The following is a 17,144-nucleotide window of genomic DNA, read 5'->3' as shown; positions in this document are numbered from 1 at the left end:
ATCGCCCTTTTGCCAGACTGGACTGCCGACCATGAAAATCGTCTCCTTCAATATCAACGGGCTGCGTGCCCGCCCTCATCAGCTGGCGGCGCTGATTGAAAAGCATCAACCGGATGTCATTGGCTTGCAGGAAACCAAGGTCCACGACGACCAATTCCCGCTGGCCGAAGTCCAGGCGCTGGGCTATCACGTTTATTACCACGGCCAGAAAGGCCACTACGGTGTGGCCCTGCTCTCGCGCAAGGAAGCGTTGAGCGTGCACAAAGGTTTTGCCACCGATGAAGAGGACGCCCAGCGCCGTTTCATCTGGGGCACCTTCGCCGACGAGAACGGCAACCCGGTCATCATCATGAACGGCTACTTCCCCCAGGGCGAAAGCCGCGACCATCCCATCAAATTCCCAGCCAAACAACGCTTCTATGAAGACTTGCAACAACTGCTGGAAAGCCGGTTCAGCAATGACCAGGCGCTGGTAGTGATGGGCGACGTGAATATTTCCCCACAGGACTGCGACATCGGCATCGGCGCCGACAACGCCAAACGCTGGCTGAAAACCGGCAAGTGCAGCTTCCTGCCGGAAGAGCGCGAATGGATGGCCCGCCTGAAAAACTGGGGCTTGGTGGACAGCTTCCGTCACTTGAACCCCGAGGTGACCGACCGCTTCAGCTGGTTCGATTACCGCAGCCGTGGCTTTGAGGATGAGCCCAAGCGCGGGCTGCGCATCGACGTGATCATGGCGTCCAATGGCTTGCTCTCACGGGTCAAGGATGCCGGCGTCGATTATGATTTGCGGGCCTTGGAAAAGCCCTCGGACCATGCGCCGATATGGCTTGAGCTGAGCTGATTTTCCTGAATCCTCAAGTGTGGGAGGAGGCTAGCGCTAACGCGGTCAGTTAAGAAAGAGTGCTGTACCGTCGTGAGGGAGCTTGCTCACGCCGGGTCGCGAAGCGGCCCTGGAAAAAAGGGGACCGCTACGCAGCCCAGCGGGGGCAAGCTCCCTCGCCACAGGTCACCGGTTGTCCGGCCTAGCGCTTCACTGACCGGCATTAGGGCAAGCTCCCCCACATTCTTGACCTATCGAGTGTCAGTCATATTGCTGCAATCCAACTGACTTAATCTCGCGGCACTTCCTTTGGCGCAAAAAGGTGCCGGCATGAGGCTGCGCGTTCTGTTACTGCTGACCCTGTTCCCTTTCTTCGCTGTGTCCGCTGCGCTCCCCCTTCCGGATCAAGGCCCGGCATTGCGCATCCAGGGTTCCAACACCATCGGCGCGGGTTTGGGCCCGGCCTTGGTGAAGGGGTTGATGGAGCGCCAGGGTTTGCAAGGCGTGTACATTGAACCCGCCGAGGGCGCCAATGAACAGCGCGTGATCGGCACGACCCGTCAGGGTAAAACCGTGAGCATCGACGTAGCCGCCCATGGTTCCAGTACAGGATTTGCCGCGCTGAAAAATAACAGCGCCGACCTCGCCGCGTCGTCGCGTCCGATCAAAGACAACGAACTGGTCGACCTGGAAACCCTGGGCGACCTGAAAAGCCCCGAAGCCGAACAGGTGATCGCCATCGATGGCCTGGCAATCATCCTCAACCCCCGCAACCCGCTCAATACGCTGAACACCGCGCAACTGGCGAAGATCTTCAATGGCGAGATCAGCAGCTGGGAAGCACTGGGCGGCATTGGCGGAGCCATTCATGTGTACGCGCGGGACGATCAGTCCGGCACCTATGACACCTTCAAGGAGCTGGTGCTGAGCCGACGCGGCAAACCGCTGGCCGCGTCGGCACGGCGTTTTGAGTCCAGCGAAGCGCTGTCCGATGCGGTCAGCCAAGACCCTCAAGGCATCGGTTTCATCGGCCTGCCCTATGTACGCCAAGCCAAGGCAGTGGCCATTGTCGATGGCGACTCGCAAGCGATGTTGCCCCTCAACAGCCTGATCGCCACCGAGGATTACCCGCTGTCGCGGCGGCTGTACTTTTATCTGCCCCCGTCGTCGCATAACCTCTGGGCCAAAGCATTAGTGGACTTTGCCCAAAGCGGCCAAGGCCAGGCGATTGTGGCGGCCAACGGCTTTATCGCCCAGCACGTGCAGGCAATTAGCGTAGAACCGCGCGCCTCGATGCCCGAGGGTTATCAGGCGATCGTGCGCAACGCCCAGCGCTTGACGGTGAATTTTCGTTTCGAGGAAGGCAGCGCCAGCCTGGACAACAAGGCGCGCCAGGATTTGCAGCGGGTGGTGGCTTATATAAAAAGCCACGGCAAATTGCACAAGCAGGTGACGCTGGTGGGGTTTGGCGATGCCAAGAATGATCCCCAGCGGGCGGCCTTGCTCTCCAAGTTGCGGGCGATGGCAGTGCGCCGGGAGCTGGTGAAAAGCGGCGTGGTGCTGCGCGATATTCGCGGGTTTGGCGCGCAGATGCCGGTGGCGGCGAACACGGCGGATGAAGGGCGGATCAAGAATCGGCGGGTGGAGGTTTGGGTGTACTGAGCCGTCGGTTTCGTGGTGCGTCGACTGGCCTCGTCGCGGGCAAGCCCACATTCGACCGCTTTCCCCTGCTGGAAATCGGTCAAGTGTGGGAACGGGCTTGCTCGCGAATGCAGGCGGCGCGTTATTACTGCCCGCTGCGCATCAGCTCTTTGGGCACATACTTGCCAATCTCGAACTTGCCGATCGCCGCACGGTGCACTTCGTCCGGGCCGTCGGCCAGGCGCAAGGTGCGTTGCATGGCGTACATATAGGCCAGCGGGAAGTCATTGGAAACGCCGGCACCGCCGTGAATCTGGATCGCACGGTCGATAACCTTCAGCGCCACGTTCGGCGCGACCACTTTAATCTGGGCGATTTCGCTTTTTGCGACTTTATTGCCCACGGTGTCCATCATGTAGGCCGCTTTCAAAGTCAGCAGGCGCGCCATGTCGATTTCCATGCGCGAGTCGGCAATCTTGTCGATATTGCCCCCCAGGCGGGCCAGCGGTTTGCCGAATGCACTGCGGCTGACCGCGCGTTTGCACATCAATTCCAGCGCGCGCTCGGCCATGCCGATGGAGCGCATGCAGTGGTGGATACGGCCCGGGCCAAGCCGTCCCTGGGCGATCTCAAACCCACGGCCTTCACCCAGCAGTACGTTCTCGTAAGGCACGCGCACGTTGTCGAACAGCACTTCGGCGTGACCGTGGGGCGCGTCGTCGTAGCCGAACACCGGCAGCGGGCGCACGATTTTTACGCCCGGGGTGTCCACCGGCACCAGAATCATCGAATGCTGTTGATGGCGTGGCGCATCCGGGTTGCTCAGGCCCATGAAGATCAGGATCTTGCAGCGCGGGTCGCAGGCGCCGGAGGTCCACCACTTTTTGCCGTTGATCACCCATTCGTCGCCCTGGCGTTCGGCGCGGGCGGCCATGTTGGTGGCGTCCGAGGAGGCCACATCCGGTTCAGTCATGGCGAAGGCTGAACGAATCTCGCCGCGCAGCAGCGGTTCAAGCCAGCGCTGTTTCTGCTCTTCATTGGCGTAGCGCACCAGTACTTCCATGTTGCCGGTGTCGGGGGCGGAGCAGTTGAACGGCTCCGGGCCCAACAACGAGCGGCCCATGATTTCGGCCAGCGGCGCGTATTCGAGGTTGCTCAGACCGGCGCCCAGCTCAGACTCCGGCAGGAACAGGTTCCACAAGCCCTCGGCTTTAGCCTTGGCTTTGAGCTCATCCATGATGGCGGTGGGCTGCCAGCGGTCGCCTTCGCTGACCTGGCGTTCGAACACCGGCTCGGCCGGGTAGACGTAAGCGTCCATGAATGCGGTGACGCGTTCACGCAGTTCCTGAACCTTGGGCGAATAGGCGAAATCCATGAGCGGCTCCCTTCTTTGAGAGGTTGTTTAGGTCATGCAATCGATGCTAGAACAGCGCTCATAATTTACCTAGCCTATTCTCGGCGTGTATTAACATTCATCACCGATATATGATCGACGCCTGAGCACGTAAGAAAAATCGCCACCTAACAATAAGAGCGCAACCAAAATGAATCTGAGCAAGGTCGATCTCAACCTCTTTATCGTCTTCGACGCGATCTACACCGAAGCCAACCTGACCCGTGCCGGGCAGATTGTCGGCATCACCCAACCGGCGGTGTCCAACGCTCTGGCACGCCTGCGCGAGACGTTCAACGACCCGCTGTTCGTGCGCACCGCCCAAGGCATGGTGCCTACGCCGATGGCGCAGAACATTATCGGCCCGGTGCGCAACGCATTGTCGTTGCTGCGGGTTTCAGTGCAGGAGAGCCGGATCTTCAATCCGCAACAGGCGGCCAAGACCTATCGCATCAGCATGACCGACCTTACCGAAGCAGTGATATTGCCCCTGCTGTTCCAGCGCCTGCGCCGCCTGGCGCCGACGGTGGTCATCGAGAGTTTCTTGTCCAAACGCCGCGAAACCACCAAGGAGCTGGCCGCCGGGCGCCTGGATTTTGCCGTGGATGCCCCGCTCAACACCGACCCGCAGGTGCGCCACGTCAAGCTGATGGAAGACCGCTACGTGTGCGCCATGCGCAAGGGCCATCCGATGGCGGGCAAGGACAAATTCACCCTGGATGACTACCTGTCGCTGACCCATATCCATATTTCCAGCCGCCGCAACGGCCTGGGCCACGTTGACCTGGCGCTGGGCAAAATGGGCATCCAGCGCAAGATCGCCCTGCGCTCCCAGCACTATCTGATGGCGTCGCAAGTATTGCAGCAGACCGACATGGTCATGACCGTGCCCGAACGCTTTGCCCGCCGCCATGAGCTGCACTGGTTCAACCTGCCGGTCAATGATGTGCCGCCAGTGGAAACCCACCTGTACTGGCATGAAAGCACCGACCAGGACCCGGCCAACCGCTGGATGCGTGAGCAGATGATTGAGTTGTGCCAGCAGGTGACGGCCCATGAGAAGAAACTCGACAAGCTGCAAGCCTGAACCTGCCGCCCTTCCCTGCAGGAGCGAGCTTGCTCGCGAAGAACTTGAGCGCGCCGTTGGGTATCAGCCTTACCGCGTTATCGTTGACGTTTTTCGCGAGCAAGCTCGCTCCTACAGGAATTGATGGTTGACGCTTACGTCAACCTGCCATTAGCTTAGCACCAAGACTTTCTTGAGCGACGCCATGAGCACCACCTACAGCATCTCCGACCTTGCCCGCGAACTCGATATCACCACGCGTGCCATTCGCTTCTACGAGGAGCAAGGCCTGCTGGCCCCGGAACGCCGGGGCCAGGAACGCATTTACTCGGCACGGGACAAGGTCAGCCTCAAGCTGATTCTGCGCGGCAAGCGCATCGGCTTTTCCCTGGCCGAGTGCCGCGAGTTGATCGAACTCTACGACCCCACCAGCGGCAACCACATCCAACTCAACAGCATGCTCGCAAAGATCGCCGAGCGCCGTGAGCAGCTTGAGCAGCAGCTGCTGGATATCGAACAGATGAAGCTGGAACTGGACACCGCCGAAGAGCGTTGCACCCAGGCCCTGGCACATACCATGCGCCAGGCCGGCCATTGACCAGAAGGTAACCGCCATGTCCCTCCCCTCACACGTACGCCTGGTCGAAGTCGGCCCGCGCGACGGTTTGCAGAACGAAGCCCAGCCGATCAGCGTGGCCGACAAGGTCCGGTTGGTCGACGCCTTGAGCAGCGCCGGCTTGAGCTATATAGAGGTCGGCAGTTTCGTGTCGCCCAAATGGGTGCCGCAGATGGCCGGGTCCGCCGAGGTGTTTGCGCAGATCCAGCGCAAGCCTGGCGTGACCTATGGTGCGCTGGCGCCGAACCTGCGCGGCTTTGAGGATGCACTGGCGGCCGGGGTCAAGGAAGTCGCGGTATTTGCCGCGGCGTCCGAGGCGTTCTCCCAGCGCAATATCAACTGTTCCATCAGCGAGAGCCTGGAGCGCTTTGCACCGATCATGGCGGCGGCGCAGCAGCACGGGGTCAGCGTGCGCGGGTATGTGTCGTGTGTGTTGGGTTGCCCGTATGAGGGCGACATCGCCGCGCAACAGGTGGCGGCTGTCGCTCGCGAGTTGTACGCCATGGGCTGCTATGAAGTGTCCCTGGGCGACACCATCGGCACCGGCACGGCGGGCGCGACCCGGCGGTTGTTCGAGGTGGTCGGCGCACAGGTGCCGCGCGCCAAACTCGCGGGGCACTTCCATGACACCTACGGCCAGGCGATCGCCAATATCTACGCCAGCCTGCTGGAAGGCATCCAGGTGTTCGACAGCTCTATCGCGGGCCTCGGCGGCTGCCCTTATGCCAAGGGCGCGAGCGGTAACGTTGCCACCGAAGATGTGGTGTACCTGCTCAATGGGCTGGGGATCGAGACGGGCATCGACCTGGAGCGATTGATTGGTGCGGGCCAGCAGATCAGCCAGGTACTGGGGCGGGCGACCGGATCGCGTGTGGCGAAGGCGCGTAACGCCGGTTGAGTAGCACAGCTGTGACAATGTGTTACCGCGCACCGGCATAGCGGGTAACGCGGGAACATAATTCACTGCACCTTTTGAAAGACATGGCCTGCAAAAAAATCAAACCCTTGATTTCTAAGCACTTTAAAAACTTGGCATGGCTTCTGCTATGTCTATTGCATAACAAGAATAAAAAGCGCCAAACCTAATAAAAATAAGACGAAACGACTCTGACATAACAAAAACAACACGGCAGAGACGCAGCTAACAGATTTTTTTGAAGAAGATGTGCTTTGCAGGGTACGGCATGCCGAAACCCGCAACCGGTAGAGAAAAATAAAACTACCTCAGGTAGCTACCCACTGGTTGGATCGTTTACGAAGAAGCAGATTAGCGTTCAAAAAAATACGTTTGCTCTTGGCCCCGGATGGGGGTCGCCAAAACAGCGGTAAAGGGTAACGGTTGCCAAAAACAACAACAGACCGCCCCTCAATAATAAAAAAAGAGCACGCAACGACAAATTAAAGGGGACCTTCGGGTCCCCTTTGTGCTTTCCGGGTTTCGGCCATTGGCTGTTACTCCACCATTGAATGTGGGCGCTGGCTTGACTGCGATAGCGGTCAGTCAGGCAGGCCATCTGTGCCTGAGACGCCGCCGTCGCTGGCAAGCCAGCTCCCATATGGGTTGGCGTTGTCAGCGCGACTTGAGTTCTTCAATCGAAATCTCGCGCATGCGGAATTTCTGGATCTTGCCCGTCACCGTCATCGGAAACGCGTCCACGAACTTGAAGTGCCTTGGCGTCTTGAAGTGGGCGATGCGGCCCTTGCACCAGGTTTGCAACTCCAACTCGTTCGCCACATGGCCGGGGTGGAATTTGATCCAGGCGACAATTTCTTCACCATAGCGATCATCGGGAATGCCGATGACTTGCACGTCGGCCACCGCGGGGTGGGTGAAGAAGAACTCTTCAAGCTCCCTGGGATACACATTTTCGCCACCGCGAATGATCATGTCCTTGTTACGCCCGGCGATGCACACATAGCCGTGTTCGTCCATGGTCGCCAGGTCGCCCGTGTGCATCCAGCCCTGCTCGTCGATGGCATCGCGGGTGCCCTCGGGGTTGTTCCAGTAGCCGAGCATCACGCTGTAACCGCGCGTGCAAAGTTCGCCTATCTCACCACGCGGCACCGTGTTGCCGTTACCGTCGATAATCTTGTTTTCCAACTGCGGCTGGGTGCGGCCTACGGTGGTCACGCGGCGTTCCAGGTCGTCATCGGCGCCGGTCTGCAACGAAACCGGGCTGGTTTCGGTCATGCCATAGGCTATCTGCACTTCGCTCATGTGCAGCTCGCCGATGACCCGGCGCATCACCTCGATCGGGCAGGTCGACCCGGCCATGATTCCGGTACGCAGGCTGGATAACTCGAATTCGCCGAGGCGTGGGTGATCGAGCAGCGCAATAAACATCGTCGGCACGCCGTACAAACCCGTGGCGCGCTCTTCGGCGACGGCGGTGAGCGTGAGCAGCGGGTCGAAGCCGTCATTGGGGTAGATCATGGTGGTGCCGTGGGTGATGCAGCCGAGGTTGCCCATCACCATGCCAAAGCAGTGATACAACGGCACCGGGATCACCAGGCGGTCCTGGGCAGTCAGGCCAAGGCTTTGGCCGACCATGTAGCCGTTATTGAGAATATTGTGGTGACTGAGGGTGGCGCCCTTGGGGAAGCCGGTGGTGCCGGAGGTGTACTGGATATTGACGGGTTGGTCGAAGTGCAGGCTGGCTTGGCGAGCCTGTAATTGCTCAAGTGGGACCAGCGCTGCCAACGCCGACAGTTGTGACCAGGGCAGAAATCCCGCAGGCGGGTTGGGATCGAGGCTGACGATGGCGCGCAAGTCGGGCTTGAGCGCCTGCAACATGGCATGGTAATCGGAGGTCTTGAACGAACCGGCGCACACCAGCCACGTGCAGCCGGATTGCTTGAGTACGTACTCCAATTCACTGCTGCGGTAGGCCGGGTTGATATTGACCAGGATCACCCCGAGCTTGGCGCTGGCGATCTGGCTGATGCACCACTGCGCACAGTTGGGCGCCCAAATGCCCAAGCGGTCGCCCGCCTGCATGCCCAGGGCCATGAACGCGCGGGCATGCACCTGCACCGCCTCGGCCAGTTGCCGCCAGGTATAGCGGCATTGCTGATGGCGCACCACTAACGCTTCGCCGTCGGGATACAGCGCGACCGTTCGATCGAAGGCCTGGCCGATGGTTTCGGCCAGCAAGGACTTGTCCTGGGAGCCACGGCTGTAGCTCAGGTTCGGTTGATCCATAACGACCCCTGTTGTCTTTTTTGTAGGTTGACGTAAACGTAAACTACGATTGACAGCGCCGTAACGCAAGCTTACGTTAACGTAAAGGTGAGCGCCCTCCTCGCGCATCACACCACAACAACAAAAGCTCACGTTAAGGTGCCTGTCCATGAGTTACCCGTCCCTGAACTTCGCCCTTGGTGAAACCATCGACATGCTGCGCGATCAGGTGCAGTCCTTCGTGGCCAAGGAAATCGCACCCCGCGCAGCGCAGATCGACATCGACAACCTGTTCCCCGCCGACCTGTGGCGCAAGTTCGGCGACATGGGCCTGTTGGGCATCACCGTGCCGGAAGAATACGGCGGTGCGGGCCTGGGTTACTTGGCGCACGTGGTGAGCATGGAAGAAATCAGCCGTGGCTCGGCCTCGGTGGCGTTGTCCTACGGCGCCCACTCCAACCTGTGCGTCAACCAGATCAACCGCAACGGCAGCCACGAACAAAAGCTCAAGTACCTGCCCAAGCTGATCAGCGGCGAGCATGTCGGCGCCCTGGCCATGAGCGAGCCGAATGCCGGTTCCGATGTGGTCTCGATGAAACTGCGCGCCGACAAGCGCGGTGACTTTTATGTGCTCAACGGCAGCAAGACCTGGATCACCAACGGCCCCGACGCCAGCACTTACGTGATCTACGCCAAGACCGACCTGGAAAAAGGTGCCCACGGCATCACCGCTTTTATCGTCGAGCGTGACTGGCAAGGCTTCAGCCGCAGCAACAAGTTCGACAAACTGGGCATGCGCGGTTCCAATACCTGCGAGCTGTTTTTCGACGATGTGCACGTACCGCAGGAAAATATCCTCGGCGTGCTCAACGGCGGCGTCAAAGTGCTGATGAGCGGCCTCGATTACGAGCGTGTGGTGCTTTCCGGCGGCCCCACCGGAATCATGCAGGCCTGTATGGACCTGATCGTGCCCTACATCCACGACCGCAAGCAGTTCGGCCAGAGCATCGGCGAATTCCAGCTGATCCAGGGCAAGGTCGCCGACATGTACACCCAGCTCAATGCCAGCCGCGCCTACCTCTACGCGGTGGCCCAGGCTTGCGAGCGCGGCGAAACCACGCGCAAGGATGCCGCCGGGGTGATTCTCTACAGCGCGGAGCGCGCCACGCAAATGGCCCTCGATGCGATCCAGATTCTGGGCGGCAACGGCTATATCAATGAATTCCCCGCCGGGCGCCTGTTGCGTGACGCCAAGCTGTACGAAATCGGGGCCGGCACCAGTGAGATTCGACGGATGTTGATCGGCCGCGAACTGTTCAACGAAACCCGCTGAAGGAACGCGCTCATGGCTACTCTGCACACTCAGCTCAACCCGCGATCGGCGGAATTCGTCGCCAACAGCGCGGCGATGCGCCAACAGGTCGACGCGCTGCACACCCTGCTCGCCCAGGTACAACAAGGCGGCGGGGCCAAGGCCCAGGAACGCCATACCTCGCGCGGCAAGCTGCTGCCGCGCGAGCGTATCAATCGCTTGCTTGACCCAGGTTCGCCGTTCCTCGAACTGAGCCAGTTGGCCGCGCATCAGGTGTACGGCGAAGACGTGCCGGCCGCCGGCGTGATTGCCGGCATCGGCCGCGTGGAAGGCGTCGAATGCATGATCGTCGCCAATGACGCAACCGTGAAAGGCGGTTCCTATTACCCGTTGACGGTTAAAAAACATTTGCGCGCCCAGACCATCGCCGAGCAGAACCGCCTGCCGTGCATTTACTTGGTGGACTCCGGCGGTGCCAACCTGCCGCGCCAGGATGAAGTGTTCCCGGACCGCGAGCACTTCGGGCGGATCTTCTTCAACCAGGCCAATATGAGCGCCCAGGGCATCCCGCAAATTGCAGTGGTGATGGGCTCGTGCACCGCCGGTGGGGCCTATGTACCGGCCATGGCCGACGAAGCGATCATGGTGCGCCGGCAGGCGACTATCTTCCTCGCCGGCCCGCCGCTGGTGAAGGCCGCCACCGGCGAAGTGGTCAGCGCCGAAGACCTTGGCGGCGCCGATGTGCATTGCAGGATTTCCGGCGTGGCCGACCACTATGCCGACAACGATGAACACGCCCTGGCGCTGGCCCGGCGCAGCGTGGCCAACCTCAATTGGCGCAAGCTGGGTGAGTTGCGCCAGCGCACGCCGGTAGCGCCGCTGTACAGTTGCGAAGAGCTTTACGGCGTGATTCCGGCCGATGCCAAGCAGCCGTTCGATGTGCGCGAAGTGATCGCTCGGCTGGTGGACGGTTCGGTATTCGATGAGTTCAAGGCGCTGTTCGGCGCCACCCTGGTCTGCGGCTTTGCGCACTTGCACGGTTATCCGGTCGCGATCCTGGGCAACAATGGGATCTTGTTTGCCGAAGCCGCGCAGAAAGGCGCGCACTTTATCGAACTGGCCTGCCAGCGAGGCATTCCGCTGCTGTTCCTGCAGAACATCACCGGTTTCATGGTCGGCCAGAAGTACGAAGCCGGCGGCATCGCCAAGCATGGCGCCAAGTTGGTCACGGCGGTGGCCTGCGCCAGGGTGCCGAAGTTCACGGTGATCATCGGCGGCAGTTTCGGTGCCGGTAACTACGGCATGTGCGGTCGCGCTTATGACCCGCGCTTCCTGTGGATGTGGCCTAACGCACGCATCGGCGTGATGGGCGCCGAACAGGCGGCGGGCGTGCTGGTGCAGGTCAAGCGTGAGCAGGCGGAGCGCGCAGGCTCAGCGTTCAGTGCCGACGACGAAGCCGCGATCAAGCAGCCGATCCTCGACCAATATGAAACCCAGGGCCACCCCTACTATTCCAGCGCACGCTTGTGGGATGACGGCGTCATCGATCCGCAGCAGACCCGCGACGTACTGGCGCTGGCGCTGTCCGCCGCCCTGAATGCCCCTATCGAGCCGAGCCGCTTCGGCGTGTTCCGCATGTAATCGGAGCTGTACCCCATGAGCGATTTCAACACCCTCGAACTGGTCATCGACAGCCGTGGCTTTGCCACGCTGTGGCTCAGTCGTGAAGCCAAGAACAACGCGTTCAACGCCCAGATGATCCGCGAACTGATCATCGCCCTCGACCATGTACAGGGCGACCCTTCCCTGCGCTTTCTGGTACTGCGCGGGCGCGGCAAGCATTTCAGCGCCGGCGCGGACCTGGCCTGGATGCAGCAGTCGGCCGAGCTGGATTACCACACCAATCTGGACGATGCCCGTGAACTGGCCGAGCTGATGTACAACCTGGCCAAACTGAAAATCCCCACGTTGGCGGTGGTGCAAGGCGCAGCCTACGGCGGCGCGCTGGGCTTGATCAGTTGCTGCGACATGGCGATTGGCGCGGATGACGCGCAGTTCTGTCTGTCGGAAGTGCGCATCGGCCTGGCGCCGGCGGTGATCAGCCCATTCGTGGTGCAGGCCATCGGTGAACGCGCGGCCCGTCGCTATGCCTTGACGGCCGAGCGGTTTGACGGCCAGCGTGCGCGGGACATCGGCCTGTTGGCCGAAAGCTACCCGGCCGACACCTTGGATCAACGGGTGGATGAGTGGGTCGACACACTGCTGCAAAACAGCCCGGCGGCAATGCGCGCGAGCAAAGACTTATTGCGTGAAGTGGGTAACGGCGCGCTCACCCCGGCGCTGCGACGTTATTGTGAAAACGCCATCGCGCGTATTCGAGTGAGTGCCGAGGGCCAGGAAGGCTTGCGCGCATTCCTGCAAAAACGGACGCCTAGCTGGCAATCCAAGGAGCCGCACCCATGAGCACACTCACTACCGTGCTGGTGGCCAACCGTGGCGAAATCGCCTGCCGGGTCATGCGCACCGCCAAGGCGATGGGGTTGACCACCGTGGCCGTGCACAGCGCGATCGACCGCGATGCCCGGCATACTCGCGAAGCGGATATTCGCGTCGACCTGGGCGGCAGCAAGGCCACTGACAGTTACCTGCAAATCGACAAGCTGATTGCCGCCGCCCACGCCAGCGGCGCCCAGGCGATTCATCCGGGCTACGGCTTCCTCTCGGAAAACGCCGGGTTCGCACGCGCCATCGAAGCAGCGGGCCTGATTTTCCTCGGCCCGCCCGCCTCGGCGATCGACGCCATGGGCAGCAAATCGGCGGCCAAGACGTTGATGGAAACCGCCGGCGTGCCGCTGGTGCCGGGTTATCACGGCGAAGCCCAGGACCTGCAGACCTTCCGCGATGCCTGCGAGAGCATCGGTTACCCCGTGCTGCTCAAGGCCACGGCCGGCGGTGGCGGCAAGGGGATGAAGGTGGTCGAGGATGTCAGCCAGCTGGCAGAGGCCCTGGCCTCCGCCCAGCGTGAGGCCCTGTCGTCATTTGGCAACGGGCAGATGCTGGTCGAGAAATACCTGCTCAAACCGCGCCATGTGGAAATCCAGGTGTTTGCCGACCAACACGGCAACTGCCTGTACCTCAATGAGCGCGATTGTTCGATCCAGCGACGGCACCAGAAAGTCGTGGAAGAAGCCCCCGCGCCGGGGCTGAGTGCCGAGCAGCGCCGGGCCATGGGCGAAGCGGCCGTACGCGCGGCGCAGGCGATTGGCTATGTGGGCGCGGGGACGGTGGAGTTTCTGCTGGATGCACGCGGCGAGTTTTTCTTCATGGAGATGAACACCCGTCTGCAAGTGGAGCATCCGGTCACCGAGGCGATTACCGGCCTCGACCTGGTGGCCTGGCAGATCCGTGTGGCCCAGGGCGAGGCACTGCCGATCACCCAGGCGCAGGTACCACTGATGGGGCATGCGATTGAGGTGCGGTTGTATGCCGAAGACCCGGCCAATGATTTCCTGCCCGCCACCGGACGGTTGGCGCTGTACCGCGAACCCCACCCTGGGCCGGGTCGGCGCGTGGACAGCGGCGTCGAACAAGGGGACAGCGTTTCGCCCTTCTACGACCCGATGCTCGGCAAGTTGATTGCCTGGGGCGAGGACCGTGAGCAGGCGCGACTGCGGCTGCTGAGTATGCTCGACGAGTTTGCCGTGGGCGGGCTCAAGACCAACCTGGGCTTCCTGCGACGCATCATTGGCCATCCGGCCTTTGCTGCGGCTGAGCTGGATACCGGGTTTATTCCGCGCTATCAGGAACAACTGCTACCGGCGGTCGGGGCATTGACCGACGAGTTCTGGCAGGCGGCGGGTTCGGCCTTTATGCAGAGCTTGCCGGCCGGTAATGGGCCGTGGGCAGCGACCCAGGGCTTTCGCGCGGGGCTGCCGGCGCAGGTCTCACTGCATTTGAGCTGCAATGGCCAGGATCGGCTGGTCACGCTGGCCGGGCAATCGTCGCGGCTTACAGACGAGCAACTGGTGGTCGAACATCAGGGTGTACGTCGCTCCCATTTGGCGGTGCGCAATGAAGGCACGGTGTATCTGCGCTGGGATGGCGAGATGCAGGCGGTCAGCCTGTTCGACCCGATTGCGGCGGCCGAGGCCGGCCATTCCCCTCAAGGCGGGCTCACTGCGCCCATGAACGGCAGCATCGTGCGCGTGCTGGTGAGCATCGGTCAACGCGTCGAAGCCGGTGCGCAGCTGGTGGTACTTGAAGCGATGAAAATGGAGCACAGCATCCGCGCGCCTGCGGCGGGTGTGGTCAAGGCACTGTTTTGCCAGGAAGGCGAGATGGTCGCCGAAGGCAGTGCCTTGGTTGAGCTGGAAACGCCGGACTAAAACTTCGCCGTGGCTTGCACGACAACCCCCAGGATCCGGCAATCGTCGGTGAACAGCAGTTTGGGATAGGTGGGATTGAGCGGCACCAGGTAAAGCTGGCCGCTTTCTGCCTGCAACTGGCGAAAAGTGGCCTGGGGGTTGTCGAGCCATTGCGCGACCACCAGCTTGCCGGGCTGCGCATCGATGGCCGGGTCCACCAGGATCAGCATGCCAGCGCTGATGCTCAGGCCACTGGGCGCAGTCATGGCGTCGCCGACCACCGGCAGCCAGAAGGCATCACCGTGGGCATGGTAATCCGTCATTTCGAAGCGTTCCGGCCCATAGCTGGCGCGTGCTTCGCGCACCTCGCACACGCCGTTCCAATCGTTGACCGGGTAGCGGAAATACGGGTTGTAGTGGTGTTCCAGTGCCGCCTGTGTGTCCGCCCTCTCGCGAATCTCCAGCGCGACCTCCAGGTAGCCCAGCCCCAGCTCCGCCAGCACCCGGTTCATGTCCGCGAGGCTCGGCACGCGGCGCTTGTTGAGCCAATGGCCTACGCCGCCCTGGGACATGCCCAGGCGCTCCGCCAGTTCCTCCTGCGTGACCTTGCGGTCTTTCATGTTGGCTCGAACCAACGCTATCCAGTTATCCATGGGGCTGACAATACGTTGCGTATTTTCAGGGGCAATAAACAGTTTGTAGTAATCCATAAAACGACATAAATACGATACGTACTATCATCGATACGAGGTTTCCGACACCCACACAGAGTATCGCCCCCTATGACGACAAGCCCGCATCACCTGCCTGAAACACCTGAAAACACTGAACTGCATGACATGCGCTGCAGCGGCGCCGCACAGCGCGCGCTGGACTATTACTTGAAAGAAGATATGTCTGGGCCGGCCGCAGACGCGGCCTTGTTCGCCATCAAGCCGGGCATCAGCCATGAAGAAGCACTGGTGCATGCCTCAGACCTGCTGCGCAGTGCTGCGGCAACCGCGTACGAGTCGGCGAGCAGCCATCAGGGCAATCAACGTGACCTGGCATTTTCGGTGGTGTATTTGATCGATATGGCGAAAGCGATGGTGGAGCGGTCGTTGCGAGCGCCAGAGGCTCAGGCAAACGGATAACGGACGCGCGCGAAAAAAATCTATCGAGCGGATAAAAACATTTGACTTGCAAATGATAATGATTATTATTGGACCCAGCTGATCGCGAGATCAGTCGATAGACCAAGAGACCTTAGGTCGGACTCTTGGAATATCTCCTCATCAGGCTAATCACGGTTTTTGACCCGGCTCTTTGGCCGGGTCTTTTTTTTGCCAGTTTTTCCTGGCATGGCTTCAGGCTAATGAAGACTGTGTGTTGCTTGATGGCGCGCATGGTAGCAAAAGACCATCGCGAAAAGAAAGCCGCACCAAGGCTCTGGCCCGGATCTTCACGATTTAGCACTTGAGAATCAATCTCATAGATTCTAAGCTGCGGCGGCGTCACGGATGACGCCCCCTCCCCCATGCAACAATTTTGCTTCCAGAAATTGCCTGCCGCGTGTGTAAGATAGCCGCCACATCATCATATTCAGGCAGCCAGACTATGACCGTGGCCTTGACTTCCATCAAGATCAGCACTGATTTCGACAGCGGCAATATCCAGGTTCTGGATGCCAGCGATGCGTACCAGCTGTTGCTGGCGATCAACCCCGACACTCGCAGCCAACACTACCAGTGGTTTCACTTCAAGGCCGAAGGCATGCATGTGGGCCACACCCACACGTTTCGCCTGAGCAACGCGGGCCGGTCGTCTTACAAGCATGCGTGGAGCGGCTATAACGCCGTGGCGTCCTATGACCATGTCAATTGGTTCCGCGTGCCGTCGCGCTTTGATGGCGAGATTCTGCACATCAGCCTCCAGACCCGGGAAAAACACGCCTGGTTCGCCTACTTCGAACCCTATAGCCGTGAACGTCATGACTGGCTGATCGAGCAGGCTCTGAAGTACGCCGGCGTCAAGCTATTGGCCACCGGTAAGAGTGTCGAGGGTCGCGATATCCAGCTGCTGCGCCGTGGTAAAGGCGGCGAAGGTCGCCGCAAGGTGTGGATCATCGCCCAGCAGCATCCCGGCGAGCATATGGCCGAATGGTTTATGGAAGGCGTCATCGAACGCCTGCAGCAGGACGGCGATGCCGAGTTGAAAAAGCTCCTGGCGTTGGCCGATCTGTACCTGGTACCGAACATGAACCCCGACGGCGCGTTCCATGGCCACCTGCGTACCAACGCCATGGGCCAGGACCTCAACCGCGCATGGCAGAGCGCCAGCGAGGAGCTCAGCCCGGAAGTGCTGTTCGTTCAGCAGCAGATGGAAAAATATGGCGTCGACCTGTTCCTGGATATACATGGCGACGAAGAAATCCCTTACGTCTTCGCCGCCGCCTGCGAAGGCAACCCCGGCTACAGCCCGCGTATCGAAGCCTTGGAAAAACATTTCCGCAGCCACTTGAGCCACTTGACCCGTGACTTCCAGACCACCCACGGCTACACCCGCGATCTACCCGGCGAAGCCAATATGACCCTGGCCTGCAACGCGGTGGGTGAGAAATATGACTGCCTGTCCCTGACCCTGGAAATGCCCTTCAAGGACAACGACGACGCCCCCAATCCGCAAACCGGTTGGTCGGGCGAGCGCTCCAAACAGCTGGGCAAGGACGTATTGAGCAGCGTCGCTGATATCGTCGGCCTCTTGCGCTAA

At 60.7% G+C, this 17,144-nt stretch carries 14 protein-coding genes and 1 pseudogene; 11 read left to right on the top strand and 4 right to left on the bottom strand.

Translation table 11 applies throughout. The features are described from left to right. Positions 1–31 precede the first annotated feature (31 nt). Both xthA and Q1V60_RS24195 read left to right on the top strand, forming a co-directional pair. On the top strand, positions 32–844 hold the full coding sequence (gene xthA / locus Q1V60_RS24200) for an exodeoxyribonuclease III (protein WP_300635546.1): 813 nt from the start codon (positions 32–34) through the stop codon (positions 842–844). 309 nt (positions 845–1,153) lie between these two features. Further along, the gene (locus Q1V60_RS24195) at positions 1,154–2,485 is read left to right on the top strand and encodes a phosphate ABC transporter substrate-binding/OmpA family protein (RefSeq protein ID WP_300635544.1); all 1,332 of its coding nucleotides are present in this window, start codon (positions 1,154–1,156) and stop codon (positions 2,483–2,485) included. 124 nt (positions 2,486–2,609) lie between these two features. Here Q1V60_RS24195 and Q1V60_RS24190 read toward each other — a convergent pair whose 3' ends face one another. Next, entirely contained in the window at positions 2,610–3,839 is a 1,230-nt protein-coding gene (locus tag Q1V60_RS24190) for an acyl-CoA dehydrogenase (RefSeq protein ID WP_300635542.1), read from the bottom strand. A gap of 169 nt (positions 3,840–4,008) precedes the next feature. Here Q1V60_RS24190 and Q1V60_RS24185 point away from each other — a divergent pair, with 169 nt between their 5' ends. Next, positions 4,009–4,944, top strand: a complete 936-nt coding sequence (locus Q1V60_RS24185; protein ID WP_017848108.1) for a LysR family transcriptional regulator — start codon at positions 4,009–4,011, stop codon at positions 4,942–4,944. Positions 4,945–4,963: 19 nt separating this feature from the next. Here the strand turns inward: Q1V60_RS24185 and Q1V60_RS24180 are convergent. Then, positions 4,964–5,047, bottom strand: a pseudogene (locus tag Q1V60_RS24180) (outer membrane lipoprotein carrier protein LolA); the annotation flags it as partial. An 81-nt stretch (positions 5,048–5,128) separates the two neighbouring features. Between Q1V60_RS24180 and Q1V60_RS24175 the strand changes: the two are divergent. After that, on the top strand, positions 5,129–5,521 hold the full coding sequence (locus Q1V60_RS24175; protein ID WP_057721728.1) for a MerR family DNA-binding transcriptional regulator: 393 nt from the start codon (positions 5,129–5,131) through the stop codon (positions 5,519–5,521). Between the two features lie 16 nt (positions 5,522–5,537). Beyond that, positions 5,538–6,437, top strand: a complete 900-nt coding sequence (locus Q1V60_RS24170; RefSeq protein ID WP_300635538.1) for a hydroxymethylglutaryl-CoA lyase — start codon at positions 5,538–5,540, stop codon at positions 6,435–6,437. Positions 6,438–7,109: 672 nt separating this feature from the next. Here the strand turns inward: Q1V60_RS24170 and Q1V60_RS24165 are convergent. Beyond that, on the bottom strand, positions 7,110–8,741 hold the full coding sequence (locus Q1V60_RS24165; RefSeq protein WP_300635536.1) for an AMP-binding protein: 1,632 nt from the start codon (positions 8,739–8,741) through the stop codon (positions 7,110–7,112). Positions 8,742–8,889: 148 nt separating this feature from the next. Between Q1V60_RS24165 and Q1V60_RS24160 the strand changes: the two genes are divergently transcribed. Genes Q1V60_RS24160 through Q1V60_RS24145 form a run of 4 tightly spaced genes read left to right on the top strand, consistent with a single transcriptional unit; the run spans position 8,890 to position 14,417 of the window. Then, complete coding sequence (locus Q1V60_RS24160; protein ID WP_300635534.1) at positions 8,890–10,053, top strand: isovaleryl-CoA dehydrogenase; 1,164 nt, start codon at positions 8,890–8,892, stop codon at positions 10,051–10,053. Positions 10,054–10,065: 12 nt separating this feature from the next. After that, a complete protein-coding gene (locus tag Q1V60_RS24155; RefSeq protein ID WP_300635532.1) occupies positions 10,066–11,673 on the top strand; it encodes a carboxyl transferase domain-containing protein in 1,608 nt (535 codons plus the stop codon). Between the two features lie 15 nt (positions 11,674–11,688). Next, the gene (locus Q1V60_RS24150; protein WP_300635530.1) at positions 11,689–12,495 is read left to right on the top strand and encodes a gamma-carboxygeranoyl-CoA hydratase; all 807 of its coding nucleotides are present in this window, start codon (positions 11,689–11,691) and stop codon (positions 12,493–12,495) included. Further along, the gene (locus tag Q1V60_RS24145) at positions 12,492–14,417 is read left to right on the top strand and encodes an acetyl/propionyl/methylcrotonyl-CoA carboxylase subunit alpha (RefSeq protein ID WP_300635528.1); all 1,926 of its coding nucleotides are present in this window, start codon (positions 12,492–12,494) and stop codon (positions 14,415–14,417) included. The genes Q1V60_RS24150 and Q1V60_RS24145 overlap by 4 nt, the downstream gene beginning before the upstream one ends. On the opposite strand, the gene Q1V60_RS24140 is transcribed toward Q1V60_RS24145, so the two are convergent. After that, entirely contained in the window at positions 14,414–15,049 is a 636-nt protein-coding gene (locus Q1V60_RS24140) for a S24 family peptidase (protein ID WP_300635561.1), read from the bottom strand. The two genes, Q1V60_RS24145 and Q1V60_RS24140, sit on opposite strands and share 4 nt — an antisense overlap. A 129-nt stretch (positions 15,050–15,178) precedes the next feature. Between Q1V60_RS24140 and Q1V60_RS24135 the strand changes: the two genes are divergently transcribed. Together Q1V60_RS24135 and Q1V60_RS24130 are read left to right on the top strand one after the other, a co-directional pair. Beyond that, complete coding sequence (locus Q1V60_RS24135) at positions 15,179–15,529, top strand: DUF3077 domain-containing protein (RefSeq protein WP_300635526.1); 351 nt, start codon at positions 15,179–15,181, stop codon at positions 15,527–15,529. A gap of 463 nt (positions 15,530–15,992) precedes the next feature. Further along, on the top strand, positions 15,993–17,144 hold the full coding sequence (locus Q1V60_RS24130; RefSeq protein WP_300635524.1) for a M14-type cytosolic carboxypeptidase: 1,152 nt from the start codon (positions 15,993–15,995) through the stop codon (positions 17,142–17,144).

This window comes from Pseudomonas sp. (assembly GCF_030147005.1).
GTDB lineage: Bacteria > Pseudomonadota > Gammaproteobacteria > Pseudomonadales > Pseudomonadaceae > Aquipseudomonas.
The sequence above is the reverse complement of the archived record's forward strand: the minus strand, read 5'-3'. Positions and strand labels throughout refer to the sequence as shown.